Raw genomic sequence first — 13,471 nt, 5'->3', positions numbered from 1 at the left:
CCCAAGCGTGGCGGTTCAGCGACTCCTGTACGACTCCTGCGTCTGCGCGTTCAACCGGTCGGTGTGAACACGCTCGGCGTTGTTCGTACGCCAGTCGTTGATCTTGATGACGTCGAGCCCGGTGTTGAAGTCGGCCGCGTAGATGTAGCCGTTGTAGTAGTACGCGGACCAGACACCGCCACCGCCACCGTCCGCGCGCGGGCCGCGCTCGAAGTAGCCGATCTCCGTCGGGTGCGCCGCGTCGGTGAAGTCCCAGATCGACACGCCGCCCATGTACCACGCCTGGACCATGATGTCGCGGCCCTTGACCGGGATCAGCGAGCCGTTGTGCGACACGCAGTTCTCGGAGTCGTCCTGGTGGCGCGGGATCTTGAAGTAGCTCTTGAACGTGAACCGGCCGCGCGAGATGTCGTAGATCGCGTCCGCGCCCCGGTTCGGCCCGACGACCTCGTTGCAGGTGGCTGCCCCACCGCCGCCGAGTTCGTCGGTGAAGATGACCTCCCTGGCGTCGTTGCTGAACGTGGCCGAGTGCCAGAACGCGAAGTTCGCGTCCGTAGTCCTGGCGGTGACCCTCGGGTTCAGCCGGTCGGAGATGTCGAACAGCACGCCGTCACCCATGCACGCGCCTGCCGCGATGTCCTTCTCTGCGAAGGTGGTGATGTCGTGGCAGCCCGAGGTCGGCAGGAGCAGGCCGGGCTGGGTCTCGTTACCGCCGTCGGGGAAGAGGACCGGGGTGGCCGCGACCGCAGCGGCCTCCGGGTGCCGCAGCGGCACCTTGATGATCGAGATCTTGTCGTGCGGCGGGAGGCAGTCGGGGAAGTTCGCGGACGGCTGGTACGAGGAGACGTAGACGTAGACGTTCCTGTCCCGGTCGCGGCCCTTGCCGGGCACCAGGGTCAGGGTGTGGGAGCCGCAGTTGGTCTCGACGGACTTGACGTACCTCGGGTTGGCCTTGTCGGAGACGTCGAAGATGCGTACGCCCTCCCACGATTCCTTGATCCCGGCCGACTGGCCCGTGCTGGCGCACGAATCGTTGTTGCGCGAGCCGTCCACGGCGGCGAACAGCAGGTTCCCGTACACGCTGACGTCCATCTGGGCGCCGGGGCAGACCACGGAGCTGACGACCTTGGCCTTCTTGGGGTGCCTGATGTCGTAGATGGAGAAGCCGCCGTAGTTGCCGACGTAGGCGTAGTCGCCCTGGAAGGCGATGTCCGTGTTGATCGTCGAGGCGATCGGGGCGGGCTTCGGGATGTTCAGCACGTGCGTCACGTTGGGGCTGGTGACGACGGTGTCGGCGGGTGGGATGTCGGCGGCCAGGGTGGGCGTTCCCGTCAGCGCTAACGCTACGGCGGCCCCGGCCATGACGAGGGCACGGCGCGAGATGGACACTCGAGAGCCTCCTTGTTCACGTATGTCCGTAAGAAGACATAAGTGACCAAATCGTGAACCGCACCCTCGTTGTCAACCAGATGTCATGGTGTCAAGAAATTTCATGACTTGATGGCTTGAACGCCGTTTGTGGCGGACGTACTATCTGCGAGCTTTCGGCCGCGGCGAGGGAGGCCCTCGCCGCGGCCGGCTCGGTCAGTGACCGCGCTCGCGGTACGACTTCTGCGACTGCGTGTTCAGCACATCCATCTTCACGCCGTTCGCCTTGTTCGTCCGTGGGTCGTTGATCTTCAGCACGTCCAGGCCCAGGTTGAAGTCAGAGGCGTAGATGTAGCCGTTGTAGTAGTACGCCGACCAGAAGCCGCCGCTGAGCGCCGGGGCGGTGTTGTCCGGGCCCCGCTCGAAGTAGGCGATCTCCTGCGCGTTGGCCGAGTCGGTGAAGTCCACCACCGAGACGCCACCCTGGTACCACGCCTGCACCATGATGTCGCGGCCCTTGACCGGGATCAGCGAGCCGTTGTGCGCCACGCAGTTCTCGGTGTCGGCCTGGTGCCGCGGGATCTTGAAATAGCCCTTGAAGACCATCTGCCCGCCGACGACGTCGTAGTACGCGTTCGCGCCCCGGTTCGGCCCGATGGCCTCGTTGCAGGTGGCCCTGGAGCCGCCGCCGAGCTCGTCGGTGAAGATAACCTTCGTCGCGTCGTTGTTGAACGTGGCCGAGTGCCAGAAGGCGAAGTTCACCGAGTCGCGGACGGTCGCGGTGATCCTCGGCTGCTCGGGGTTGCTGATGTCCATAAGGACGCCCTCACCCATGCACGCACCGGCCGCGATGCCCTTCTCCGGGTAGGCCGTGATGTCGTGGCAGCCCGTGGTGGCGGACTTGCCGTTGGGGTAGGACCCGGGCACGCCGGGGAAGCCCCCGTCGGGGAACAGGTTCGGCGTCGCGATCACGGATGCGGCGGCCGGGTCGGCCACCGGGACCTTGATGATCGAGATCAGGTCGTGCGGCGTCTGGCAGTCGGGGAACGAGCTGCTCGGGCCGTAGGACGAGATGTAGATGTAGACGTTCTGGCCCTGCGCGTCGGGCACCAGCGTGTGGGTGTGCGAGCCGCAGTTCGTCTCGACCGACTTGACGTACCTCGGGTTGGCCTTGTCGGAGACGTCGAAGATGCGCATGCCCTCCCACGAATCCTTGTTCGCGGCGCTCTGCGAGCTGCTGCTGCAGGAGTCGTTGTTGCGGGAGGAGTCGACGGACCCGAACAGCAGGTTGCCGTGGATGGACATGTCCATCTGACTGCCCGGACAGACCACGGAGCTGACGACCTTGGCCTTCTTCGGATTCTTGATGTCGTAGATCGAGAAGCCGGAGTAGTTGCCGACGTAAGCGTAATCGCCCTGGAACGCGATGTCCGTGTTGATGTCGGCCAGCGCTTCGGGCTTGGGCACGTTGGTGACGTGCTGGATGTTGGGCGTCATGACGATCTCGCCAGGAGCCGGGATGTCCGCAGCCTGGGCCGGACCGGTGACGCCTGCCAGCGCCACGAGAGCCGTCACCAGGACGATGGCTCTGCGGGGGGTGAACACTCGGGAACCTCCGGATAAAGAGGGCATAAATCCACGTAATCTTCACCCACCCCGCGCCCGAAGGCCAGTGTCCAACATGTCAAATTTTATTGCGGATAGACCCCTTTCCTTCCGGCGATTTGTCACCTAAAGTGCCCATTCTCATGAGGAAGCAGGGAGGCCGGTTGCGCGCCGCGCACGTCGTCATCATCGGCACCGTCAACAGGGGCGTTGCCATCATGGGCACGGTTGTCATCGGCACACTCATCGCCGTCTCCGGATGCAGCTCCGGCCCGCCACAGGCTCCGCGAGCGGACTCGACCGCGCCCGTGATCGCCCCCGGCCGCCCCGGCGAGCAGGCCAAGACGCTGTCCCCCCAGGACGCCGCCACCGCCGTGCCCTCGCCCACCGCGAACGCCGCCGACGTCAAGTACGTCCAGGACATGGTCGTCCACCACCGGCAGGCCCTGGACATGGCGCTGCTGGCCCCGAACAGGGCGGACTCGGCCACGCTCAAGGGCCTGGCCGAGCGGATCAGCGCGGCCCAGGGCCCAGAGATCCAGTACATGACGACCTGGCTGCGCGACCTGGAGCAGCAGGTGCCCGACCATCACGCGACCCACGACGGCATGCCGGGGATGGCCACGCCCGAGCAGTTGGAGGCACTGAAGGCGGCCAAGAGCAAGGACTTCGACCGGATGTTCCTGCAGCTCATGATCGCCCACCACCTGGGCGCGATCAAGATGTCCGAGCAGGTACTGATCAACGGCACCCACATGAGGATCGAGGAACTGGCCGCCGACGTCAGCGTGACCCAGTCGGCCGAGATCCGCCGCATGCAGGAGATGCAGGCGACCCTCTAGCCGCTCCGGGACCCGACTGGACGCATCTTGGACCCGACCAGACGCTCCAGGACCCGGCTGGACGCTCTAGGACCCGACCCGCCACGAGTGCAGGTAGTCCTCCTGCTCGGCGGTGAGCACGTCGATGCCGATGCCGTTGGCGGCCAGCTTGAGCCTGGCCACCTCGTGGTCGATCTCGGCGGGCACGTCGTAGACGCCGGGCCGCAGGCCGGCCCGCTCCCTGGACAACCAGGCCACGGCCAGCGCCTGCGCGGAGAACGACATGTCCATCACGGCGGCCGGGTGGCCCTCGGCGGCGGTGAGGTTGACCAGCCGCCCTTCGGCGAGCAGCAGCAGGCGGCGGCCGTCGGGCAGCACGTACTCGTCGGTGTTGGGCCGCACGCCGCGATGCACCTCCTCGGCCAGCTCGTCCAGCGCCCGAACGTCGATCTCCACGTCGAAGTGCCCGGCGTTGGCGAGGATCGCCCCGTCCTTCATCACCGACAAATGCTCGGCCCTGATCACGTCGCGGTTGCCTGTCACGGTGACGAACAGGTCGCCGAGCAGCGCGGCCTGCGCCATGGTCCGCACCTCGTAGCCCTGCAGGGTGGCGTCGAGCGCCTTGACGGCGTCGATCTCGGTCACGACCACCCGCGCCCCGAACCCCTTGGCCCGCTCGGCCACCCCCCGCCCGCAGTAGCCGAACCCCGCCACGACGACGGTACGCCCCGCGAGCAGGGTGTTGGTCGCCCGCATGATCCCGTCAAGCGTCGACTGCCCCGTGCCGTACCGGTTGTCGAACATCCGCTTGGTCCGCGTGTCGTTCACCGCGACGACCGGAAACAGCAGAGCACCCTCAGCCGCCATCTGCCGCAACCGAATGATCCCGGTAGTGGTCTCCTCACACCCACCGCTGACGCCTTCGAGCAGATCAGTCCGCTCGGTATGCAGGATGTTCACCAGATCGCACCCATCATCGAGCACGAGATCAGGCCCAAGATCAAGCGCCTGATGAATATGCCGGTAATAGGTAGCCCGATCAACACCGGCACGAGCATGCACAGCGATCCCATACGCTCGCAACGCATCGGCGACATCATCCCGAGTCGACAAGGGATTGGATGCGGCCAAAGCGATCTCAGCCCCGCCGGCCTTGAGCGCCCCCATGAGCACAGCGGTCTCAGCGGTGACGTGCAGGCAGGCCGAAATCTTCACCCCGTCAAGCGGCCGCTCGAGCGCGAACCGCTCCCCGATCGCACCCAACACCGGCATAGAACGAGCGGCCCACGCGATCAGCCGCTCCCCGCTTTCACTGAGATCCATGCCCAAGCCCTAACCGAAGAACACGGCCAAGAATGCGCTCGTAACGGCGAGTGCCCCGTGAGCCTTCACGACCGGCCATGACAGACGGAAGCGGCGTCGGCGCGTGCGGGTGACTTGGCCTGCCGTAAAAACAGAAAACCCACCTGCTCCAAAGGAGCAGCTTTGGACGGGCGAGGCAGAAACCCCAAACCCTTCCAGAACAGCTAGCCGCTCCCTTCCAGAGCAGCAAGCTGCTCCAAGGGAGCAGCCCCGGAAGGGCGGGGCCACCAATCACGCACCCAGAGCCCTTCCGGAAGAGCAACATGAGGATTTAGTACCGGTAATGGTCGGACTTGTAGGGGCCTTCCAGGTGGACGCCGATGTAGGCGGCTTGTTCCTTGGAGAGCTCGGTGAGCTTGACGCCGAGCGCGTCCAGGTGGAGGCGGGCGACCTTCTCGTCCAGGTGCTTGGGCAGCGTGTAGACGTCGATCGGGTATTCGTCCGTCTTGGTGAACAGCTCGATCTGCGCGATCACCTGGTTGGTGAACGAGTTGGACATGACGAAGCTCGGGTGGCCGGTCGCGCAGCCGAGATTCATCAGGCGGCCCTCGGCGAGCACGAGGATCGAGTGCCCGTCCTCGAAGACCCACTCGTCGACCTGCGGCTTGATGTTGTTCTTGACGATGCCGGGCAGCTTGGCGAGGCCGGCCATGTCGATCTCGTTGTCGAAGTGGCCGATGTTGGAGACGATCGCCTGGTGCTTCATCCGCGCCATGTGCTCGGCGGTGATGATGTTGAAGTTGCCGGTGCAGGTGACGAAGATGTCCGCGAGGCCGACGACCTCGTCCAGCGTGGTCACCTGGAAGCCGTCCATGGCCGCCTGGAGCGCGCAGATCGGGTCGATCTCGGTCACGATGACGCGGGCGCCCTGGCCGCGCAGCGCGTCGGCGCAGCCCTTGCCGACGTCGCCGTAGCCGCAGACCACGGCGACCTTGCCGCCGATCAGCACGTCGGTGGCGCGGTTGAGACCGTCGATGACGGAGTGGCGGCAGCCGTACTTGTTGTCGAACTTCGACTTGGTGACCGAGTCGTTGACGTTGATGGCCGGGAAGAGGAGCTGGCCGTTCTTGTGCATCTCGTAGAGGCGGTGCACGCCGGTCGTGGTCTCCTCGGTGACGCCCTTGATGCTCTCGGCGATCCTGGTCCACCTCTTTTCCGCGCCGACCGTGCAGTTGAGCAGGTCGATGATGACGTGCCACTCCTCCGGGTCCTCGGCGGTGGCGGGCGGCACGGCGCCGGCCTTCTCGTATTCGGCGCCCTTGTGCACGAGGAGGGTGGCGTCGCCGCCGTCGTCCAGGATCATGTTGGGCGTGTCACCGCCGGGCCAGGTGAGGGCCTGCTCGGTGCACCACCAGTATTCCTCCAGCGTCTCGCCCTTCCAGGCGAACACCGGCACACCCTGCGGGTCGTCGACGGTGCCATTGGGCCCGACGACCACCGCGGCGGCGGCGTGGTCCTGGGTGGAGAAGATGTTGCAGCTGACCCACCGGACCTCGGCGCCGAGCGCCACCAGTGTCTCTATGAGAACGGCGGTCTGGATGGTCATGTGCAGGGAGCCCATGATCTTCGCGCCGGACAGGGGTCGCAGATCAGAGTATTCGCGGCGGACCGCCATGAGGCCGGGCATCTCATGCTCGGCGAGCCGGATCTCCTTGCGGCCGAAGTCGGCAAGTGAAAGGTCTGCGACCTTGAAGTCCATCGGGTTTCCCCTCGCGTCACTGATGATTGTCGTCACGAGTCTAGGCGCCACTCCGCTCCGATCGCATCACGACGACGTTGAATCTGACGTAAGAATGTAAGAATGCGCATCACGGAAGCGGCCAAGCGGCTCGGCATGTCCCCACGAATGCTCCGGTACCGGGAGGCGTTGGGCCTGCTCCCGCCGGTGCGGGAGCAGGGCGCCCATCGCCGGTTCGGGCCCGAGGAGCTGGCCGCCGTGGCTCAGGGGGTGGAGCTGGAGAAGCGGTTCGACGTGTCGCCGGCCGAGCTGGCGTTCGCGCTGCGGGTGCTCAGCGAGCCGGCGGTGGCGGCCGCCGTACGCGATCTCGGGGTGCGGATCGGGCGCATCCAGGTGCCCCGCAGGGCGCTCGACTTCGAGAAGGAGAAGGCCCTGCGCCTGCTACGCCCCGCCGGCCGCTGAGCGCCCGCGATGGCCGGGCCGCTGAGCGTCCGCGGTGGCCCGCCACGTCACACGACGGGCCGCGGAACGCCCGGCTCAGGCGGTCGTCGGGGGCTGGCTCACCGCAGCGCGGGCGCGGTCGAGATCCGGCTCCAGGTAGATGACCCGCGCGATCGGCACGGCCTCGCGGATCCGCCGCTCGGCCTCGTCGATCCCCCGCGCGACGTCACTGGCCGTCTCGTCGTGAGACACCGCGATCTTGGCGCCGACCAGCAACTCCTCCGGCCCGAGGTGCAGCGTGCGCATGTGGATGATCCGGTCGACCTCGGGCGCGCTCTCCAGCGCGCGCCGGATCTGGTCTTCCATCTCCGGCGCGGCGCCCTCGCCGACCAGCAGCGACTTGGTCTCGATGGCCAGCACGATCGCGATGATGGCCAGCAGCACGCCGATCATCAGGGTGCCGATGGCGTCCCACGTGCCGTCGCCGGTGATGACCGCCATCGTGACGCCGAACAGCGCGAAGATCAGACCGAGCAGCGCGCCCAGGTCCTCCAGCACGATGACCGGCAGTTCGGGCGACTTGGACCTGCGGATGAACGCGACCCACGACTGCGTGCCGCGCACCGCGTTCGACTCCTTGATGGCCGTGCGGAAGGAGAACGCCTCGGCGATGATCGCGAAGATCAGCACCCCGAACGCCCAGATCGGCGCCTCCACGGGGTGCGGGTCGGAGAGCTTGTGCACGCCCTCGTAGATCGAGAACGCCGCGCCGATCGTGAACAGCACGACGGCCACCACGAAGGCGTAGAAGTAGCGCTCGCGACCGTAGCCGAACGGATGCTCCTTGGTGCTGGCCCGCGCCGCCCGCTTGCCGCCGACCAGCAGCAGCACCTGGTTTCCCGAGTCGGCGACCGAGTGGATGCCCTCGGCCAGCATCGATGAGGACCCGGTGAAGAACGCTGCCGTGAACTTGGCGACGGCGATCGCCAGATTCGCGGACAACGCCGCAACGATTGCTTTGGTACCACCGCTCGCGCTCACCGGGCTTCTCCAGTCATAAAGATCACTTACAAAGGCCTGAAAAAGGATCCTATTGCGAAATTCTGGCCTTCAGCTCAGTGATCGCGGATATCGGGGTCGGATCGACGGCGTATCCGAGCGCCAGATACGTGCTGGCGTAGTCGCCGAGCGCGATCAGCGTGGCCATGCGTTCGAGCGGATGCACGCCTTCGGCCGTGAGCTCGGTGACCAGCACGTCGCGCTCCCGCGCCAGCCGGAGCGCCGCCTCGCGCCGCCTGGCGACCTGGGGATGCTCCTCGACGTCGCGCAGCATGACGAGCCTGAGCGCGTGGCCCGAGGTGTCCGCGAAGATGTCCCGCTCGGCCATCGGCCCGTCGAACGCCTCCACCTGGTTGTGGCCGGCCTCGGGCAACTCGCCGAAGACGGCGGGATATTTCGCGTTCGCGGCGAGCTGGCAGGCCAGCCGGTACGCCGCCACAGACGCCGCCGGCGACGACCCCCAGATCATCGGCACACTCTCGGCCAGGTCCATGGCGAGCGACTTGCCCGGGTTGACGAACGACTCGCTGGACGGCCGGCACCGGTTGGCCATGTCCTCCAGCGCCTTGGCCACCCGCTCGAACAGGTCCTCGTCCGCGGGCACCAGCCGCAGCGCGGCGGCGGCCACGATCGGCGGGATCGCCAGCAGCCACAGGTTGGCCCTGGAGGGGCCGGTGACCGGCACCGCGACATGGAACGCCGACGCCTGCGTGGCGATGGCCTCCAGCGGGGATCCCAGGGGGCCCACGGCGAGCAGCGTGCAGCCGCGCCGCACGGCCTGGGTGGCCACGGACAGCGTCTCCTCGGTGGTGCCGGAGCCGGAGACGGCGATGACGAGGTCGGCCGCGCCGACCCAGCCGGGGAGCTGGTAGGAGCGCAGGGTCACGATCGGGAGCGGCGCGCCGTTGCCGGCGACCGCCGCGAGGACGTCGCCGGCGAGGCCCGAGCCGCCCATGCCCGCGACCACGATGGCGCGCGGACGCCCCTGTTCGGCCAGGCGGTCGAGGCGGGCCTCGACCGCGGTGCGGTAGCCGGTGCGTACGTGCGCCGCCGAGGCGGCGACCGCGGGGAGCATGCCCCCGGGATCCGCCTCGCTGAGATGACGCTGGTCGTCGAGCCGCTCCGGCTCCCAGGTCACGGCTTCCTGGCCTCGTCAACGAGCAGGACGGGGATGTCATCCCGGACCGGGTAGATCAGGCCGCAACCCGTGCAGGCCAGCTCCTCCGCTTCGTTCTCGGCGCGCAGCGGCGCCTTGCACGCCGGGCAGGCCAGGATCTCCAGCAGCCAGTCGTCGATCTTCACACTGACACCTTTCCCACGATGGCCAGGACCTCGTCCTTGATCGCCGCCATCTTGCTCTCTTCGGCCGCCTCGGCGTTGAGCCTGAGCAGCGGCTCGGTGTTGGACGCCCGTAGATTGAACCACCAGCCGGGCCCTGTCACGGTCAGTCCGTCGAGCTCGTCGAAGGTTCCGCGACCGGCGAACGCCTCCCGCACCCGCCGCAGCGCCTCCTCCTGATCGGCGACGGCGCTGTTGACCTCGCCGGAGGCGTGGTAGCGCGAGTAGGCCGCCACCACCTCGGACAGCGGCCGCTCCTGCTCTCCCAGCGCCGCGAGCACGTGCATCGCGGCCAGCATCCCGGAGTCGGCGAACCAGAAGTCACGGAAGTAGTAGTGGGCCGAGTGCTCGCCGCCGAAGACCGCCCCGGCGCGCGCCATCTCGGCCTTGATGAACGAATGCCCCACCCGCGTCCGCACCGGCACCCCGCCGTGCTCGCGTACGATCTCGGGCACGCCCAGCGAGGTGATCAGATTGTGGATGATCGTCGCCCCGGGATATTTGCCCAGCTCCCGCACCGCGACCAGCGCAGTGATGGCGGACGGCGAGACCGACAGCCCCCGCTCGTCGATGACCCAGCACCGGTCGGCGTCCCCGTCGAAGGCCAGCCCGATGTCCGCGCCGCTCTCGATCACGGCCCGCTGCAGGTCGACGAGGTTCTGCGGCTCCAGCGGGTTGGCCTCGTGGTTGGGGAAGTCTCCGTCCAGCTCAAAGTAGAGCGGGATCAGCTCCATCGGCAACCCGTCGAACACGGCGGGGACGGTGTGCCCGCCCATGCCGTTGCCCGCGTCCACGACCACCTTGAGCGGCCTGACGGCGGACAGGTCGACGAGCTTGCGCAGGTGGTGCGCGTAGCCGGGCAGGAGGTCCTTCTCGATCAGCGACCCGGTGGGCGCGGCGCTCACCCCGACCAGCTCGGCCGCCCTGTCCCTGATCTGGGTCAGGCCGGTGTCGCCGCCGATCGGCACCGCGCCGGAGCGGCACATCTTCATCCCGTTGTAGCGGGCGGGGTTGTGGCTGGCGGTGAACATCACGCCAGGCAGCCCGAGGCTGCCGCTGGCGTAGTAGAGCAGGTCGGTCGAGCCCAGACCGGCATGTACGACATCGGCCCGGCGCGAACGGGCACCGCGGACGAAAGCCTCCGCCAGCGGCACGGAAGACTCGCGCATGTCATGCGCGACCACGACGGACTCGGCACCGGTGACCTCGACGAAGGCCGCTCCGACGGCCTCGGCGGCCGGTTCGTCGAACTCGTCGGGCACCACGCCGCGAACGTCGTACGCTTTGAAGATCTTGGCGAGGTCGCCCACTCTGCAGCTCCGCCCTCGGGTCGTTTGCTCTAGGTAAACGAGCCTACCGGTCGCGATGTTGCTGGGCGGACCGGAGAACGCGCAGGTGCCCCCGCCGGCCGACCTCCACTCCTTGACCGACCGGCTCGCCGCCACCGGACGGCGTCGGCCGCGCGGCCTCCCTGACGGCGTTGGCCAGCGCTTCGAGATCGTCGGAGCTGGGCGACCCACCGTCCGTCGGCAACCGCACCACCTCCCAGCCGCGGGGAGCGGTCAGCCGCTCGGCGTGTTCGGCGCACAGGTCGTAGCAGTGTGGCTCCGCGTACGTCGCCAGGGGGCCGAGAACAGCGGTCGAGTCGGCGTATACGTACGTGAGCGTGAAGACGGCAGGCTGACTGCACGCGGTGCGGGAACAGCGGCGGACGGGGCTCACGGAGGGACCGTATCTGCTAAGAGTGCGAGGCGCCACTATCTGAGCGCTCTTAACGAGCGTGTCGCCACAATTCGGACACCTGTCGCAGCCTTTCCACCCACATGCCCCGAAGACTCTGCCCCCGCAAACACATGGAGAACGCGTCAAAGCCCGCCGAAACCACGCCCTTGGAGCCACCCATGACCACTCCCGGAAACCCCGCCCCACACCGCAAACCTGGAGGACCAGGTCATGGTGAACCACCGACCTCACACAACCCCGGACGTCACATCCCGGGAGCCCGTGGGTGTCCCCTTAGACTTGCTGCGTGACTCAGAAGCGCGGTCCCAGACGGCGCGATCGCCATGGTCGCGGCCTCCGCGGCCCGCTCGCCCCCTCCCATGTCCCCATGGCCAGGTCCCGTAGCGAGCGCTTCGACGACCTCGTGCTGGACGCGGTGGACCGCCTCCGTCCCCGCTGGGAGCGCCAGCTCTCCGCCGTGGAGTTCGCCGTGGAGGAGGTCCCTCCGCTGAGCGAACTGGGCGACGGCCCCGGCCTGACCTCCGACCCGATCCCGTTCGGCCGCGCGGACGAGGCGAGCGGTCAGAGCCCCGCGTCGGTCGTCGTCTACAGACGCCCGCTGGAGGCCAGGGCGAGGGACCGCGACACGCTGGGCGCCCTGGTCCACGACACGGTGGTGGAGCAGGTGGCCACCCTGCTCGGCCTCTCACCGGAGACCGTCGACCCAGGCTACGACGACCGCGGCTGACCAGCGCTCGCCGTCATGGCCGAACCGGGTCACGACGGCACAGGGTCACGACGGCACAGGGTCACGACGGCACAGGGCCCTGACGGCACAGGGCCCTGACGGCACAGGGCCATTACGGCACCGGCTATCGGGGTGCCACCACGCGGGCGGTGTCGGTGAGGGGCGGAAGCAGGGTCCACATGCGGGCCGGGGCCAGCGGCTGGGCGGTGATCAGCACGCCGGACTTCAGGCGTTCCTCCACCACCCGTCCCCCGTAGACCTCCCCGGAGACGGGCGTGACCACGACGGCGAAGTCGCCCTTCGCCTTGAGCGGCACGCTCTTGGTCCGCTCCGCCGGCACGTCCACGTCGAGCGGCCGCCCCGCCGCTCCTTCCCCCGGCACCACCTGCACCTGGACCTTGCCGGGGCCGCCGAGCGCCGTCAGCACCAGTTCGGCGCCGGCGCCGTTGCGTGCCACCGCGCTGCCCAGGCTCAGTGAGGAGGTTCCCGCGGTGAAGGCGACGTCCGAGCGCTGCCCCGTTCCCGTGATGACCAGCCCGGCCACGATCGGGGCCGACGACGTCAGGACGAGGGCCGCCGCCGAGCCGCCGACGCCCGTCGTCACGTCCAGCGCGACGACGCCCCCCGCGGGCACGTCCAGCGACTCCCGCCCCTTCATCGCGTACGACGCGTCCTCGCTCACCGCCTTGACCCGCACCACGGCGTCGCCCGAGCCGGGGGCGGCCACCAGGAGTTCGCGGCGGCCACCGCCACCGGGGATCCCCGGCACGACCACGCGGGTGGCCGGCGATCCCGCGGACGGGAGCCAGTCGACGCCCCCGCCGTCCAGCGTGGTCCTGGCGGCGACGGCGACCCGGCCGAAGACGGTGGTGACGCCGACGGCCATCACGGTGGCCGAGGGGGCGAGGGTCTTGAGGTCGATCTCCCGGTGCTCGCCCGGCGCGATGTCCAGCCCGATCCCCCGGTCACCGGAGACCAGCCCCTCGGCGGCGTGCACCTGGACGTCCACCAGCGCCGGGGCCTTGGCGGCGTTCGTGAGGTGCAGGCGTACGTCGGCGTTCGCGGGCCCGGGGCCCACCAGCCACGTGGCGGCGGCGGGCTCGGTGCAGCGGACCCCGGCCAGGCCGCGCCCCTTGCCGTCCGCGACCCTGGTGGTGTAGCCGGCCTCCAGCGCGCCAGGGCCGTTCGCCACGTACGGGGCCGCGTCCTCGATCTCCTCGTGGGACAGCTTCCCAGGCAGGTAGACGCCGACCTTGGCGCCCTTCGTCCCCGGGCACACGGCAGTGACCGACTCGACGGGGACCTTCCTGGGCTCGGCGGCGCGCGGGG

General features: G+C 68.4%; 13 protein-coding genes. 3 read left to right on the top strand and 10 right to left on the bottom strand.

Annotated elements, in window-relative coordinates; genetic code table 11:
* Positions 1-15: 15 nt before the first annotated feature.
* Both ITP53_RS47600 and ITP53_RS47595 read right to left on the bottom strand, forming a co-directional pair.
* Complete coding sequence (locus tag ITP53_RS47600; protein ID WP_195902086.1) at positions 16-1,362, bottom strand: LVIVD repeat-containing protein; 1,347 nt, start codon at positions 1,360-1,362, stop codon at positions 16-18.
* Between the two features lie 222 nt (positions 1,363-1,584).
* Positions 1,585-2,973, bottom strand: a complete 1,389-nt coding sequence (locus ITP53_RS47595; RefSeq protein WP_195902084.1) for an LVIVD repeat-containing protein — start codon at positions 2,971-2,973, stop codon at positions 1,585-1,587.
* Between the two features lie 143 nt (positions 2,974-3,116).
* Between ITP53_RS47595 and ITP53_RS47590 the strand changes: the two genes are divergently transcribed.
* Entirely contained in the window at positions 3,117-3,815 is a 699-nt protein-coding gene (locus ITP53_RS47590; RefSeq protein WP_236051994.1) for a DUF305 domain-containing protein, read from the top strand.
* Positions 3,816-3,881: 66 nt separating this feature from the next.
* Here the strand turns inward: ITP53_RS47590 and ITP53_RS47585 are convergent, their stop codons facing one another.
* Complete coding sequence (locus ITP53_RS47585) at positions 3,882-5,117, bottom strand: adenosylhomocysteinase (RefSeq protein ID WP_195902083.1); 1,236 nt, start codon at positions 5,115-5,117, stop codon at positions 3,882-3,884.
* A gap of 310 nt (positions 5,118-5,427) precedes the next feature.
* A complete protein-coding gene (gene ahcY / locus ITP53_RS47580) occupies positions 5,428-6,855 on the bottom strand; it encodes an adenosylhomocysteinase (protein ID WP_195902082.1) in 1,428 nt (475 codons plus the stop codon).
* A gap of 102 nt (positions 6,856-6,957) precedes the next feature.
* On the opposite strand from ahcY, the gene ITP53_RS47575 reads away from it, so the two are divergent.
* Positions 6,958-7,296, top strand: coding sequence for a MerR family transcriptional regulator (locus ITP53_RS47575; RefSeq protein ID WP_195902081.1), 339 nt, complete (start codon positions 6,958-6,960; stop codon positions 7,294-7,296).
* 75 nt (positions 7,297-7,371) lie between these two features.
* Here ITP53_RS47575 and ITP53_RS47570 read toward each other — a convergent pair whose 3' ends face one another.
* The 5 genes from ITP53_RS47570 to ITP53_RS47550 are packed head-to-tail and all read right to left on the bottom strand — an operon-like array spanning position 7,372 to position 11,394.
* Positions 7,372-8,316: a cation diffusion facilitator family transporter gene (locus tag ITP53_RS47570; protein ID WP_195902080.1), complete on the bottom strand. Its 945-nt coding sequence runs from the start codon at positions 8,314-8,316 to the stop codon at positions 7,372-7,374.
* Positions 8,317-8,365: 49 nt separating this feature from the next.
* On the bottom strand, positions 8,366-9,472 hold the full coding sequence (locus ITP53_RS47565; protein WP_195902079.1) for an SIS domain-containing protein: 1,107 nt from the start codon (positions 9,470-9,472) through the stop codon (positions 8,366-8,368).
* Positions 9,469-9,636, bottom strand: a complete 168-nt coding sequence (locus tag ITP53_RS47560) for a Trm112 family protein (RefSeq protein ID WP_138710780.1) — start codon at positions 9,634-9,636, stop codon at positions 9,469-9,471. The genes ITP53_RS47565 and ITP53_RS47560 overlap by 4 nt, the downstream gene beginning before the upstream one ends.
* A complete protein-coding gene (locus ITP53_RS47555) occupies positions 9,633-10,982 on the bottom strand; it encodes a phosphomannomutase/phosphoglucomutase (RefSeq protein WP_195902078.1) in 1,350 nt (449 codons plus the stop codon). The genes ITP53_RS47560 and ITP53_RS47555 overlap by 4 nt, the downstream gene beginning before the upstream one ends.
* A gap of 43 nt (positions 10,983-11,025) precedes the next feature.
* A complete protein-coding gene (locus ITP53_RS47550; protein WP_113700081.1) occupies positions 11,026-11,394 on the bottom strand; it encodes a DUF3499 domain-containing protein in 369 nt (122 codons plus the stop codon).
* A 388-nt stretch (positions 11,395-11,782) separates the two neighbouring features.
* On the opposite strand from ITP53_RS47550, the gene ITP53_RS47545 reads away from it, so the two are divergent.
* Positions 11,783-12,142 carry a metallopeptidase family protein gene (locus ITP53_RS47545; RefSeq protein ID WP_207757441.1) on the top strand — a complete coding sequence of 120 codons (360 nt, stop codon included), beginning with the start codon at positions 11,783-11,785 and terminating at the stop codon, positions 12,140-12,142.
* 124 nt (positions 12,143-12,266) lie between these two features.
* Here the strand turns inward: ITP53_RS47545 and ITP53_RS47540 are convergent.
* Positions 12,267-13,471: DUF5719 family protein (locus ITP53_RS47540; protein ID WP_195902076.1), on the bottom strand; the 1,205-nt coding region annotated here is incomplete at its 5' end.

The organism is Nonomuraea cypriaca (assembly GCF_015645445.1).
GTDB classification, from domain to species: domain Bacteria; phylum Actinomycetota; class Actinomycetes; order Streptosporangiales; family Streptosporangiaceae; genus Nonomuraea; species Nonomuraea cypriaca.
This window is presented reverse-complemented; position numbering and strand designations above follow the sequence as displayed.

Excerpts from the sequence above, each read along its gene's own strand:
- ITP53_RS47590 (WP_236051994.1), top strand. The coding sequence starts at position 3,117 with ATGAGGAAGCAGGGAGGCCGGTTGCGCGCCGCGCACGTCGTCATCATC.
- ahcY (WP_195902082.1), bottom strand. The coding sequence starts at position 6,855 with ATGGACTTCAAGGTCGCAGACCTTTCACTTGCCGACTTCGGCCGCAAG.
- ITP53_RS47575 (WP_195902081.1), top strand. The coding sequence starts at position 6,958 with ATGCGCATCACGGAAGCGGCCAAGCGGCTCGGCATGTCCCCACGAATG.
- ITP53_RS47585 (WP_195902083.1), bottom strand. The coding sequence starts at position 5,117 with ATGGATCTCAGTGAAAGCGGGGAGCGGCTGATCGCGTGGGCCGCTCGT.
- ITP53_RS47600 (WP_195902086.1), bottom strand. The coding sequence starts at position 1,362 with ATGGCCGGGGCCGCCGTAGCGTTAGCGCTGACGGGAACGCCCACCCTG.
- ITP53_RS47545 (WP_207757441.1), top strand. The coding sequence starts at position 11,783 with ATGGCCAGGTCCCGTAGCGAGCGCTTCGACGACCTCGTGCTGGACGCG.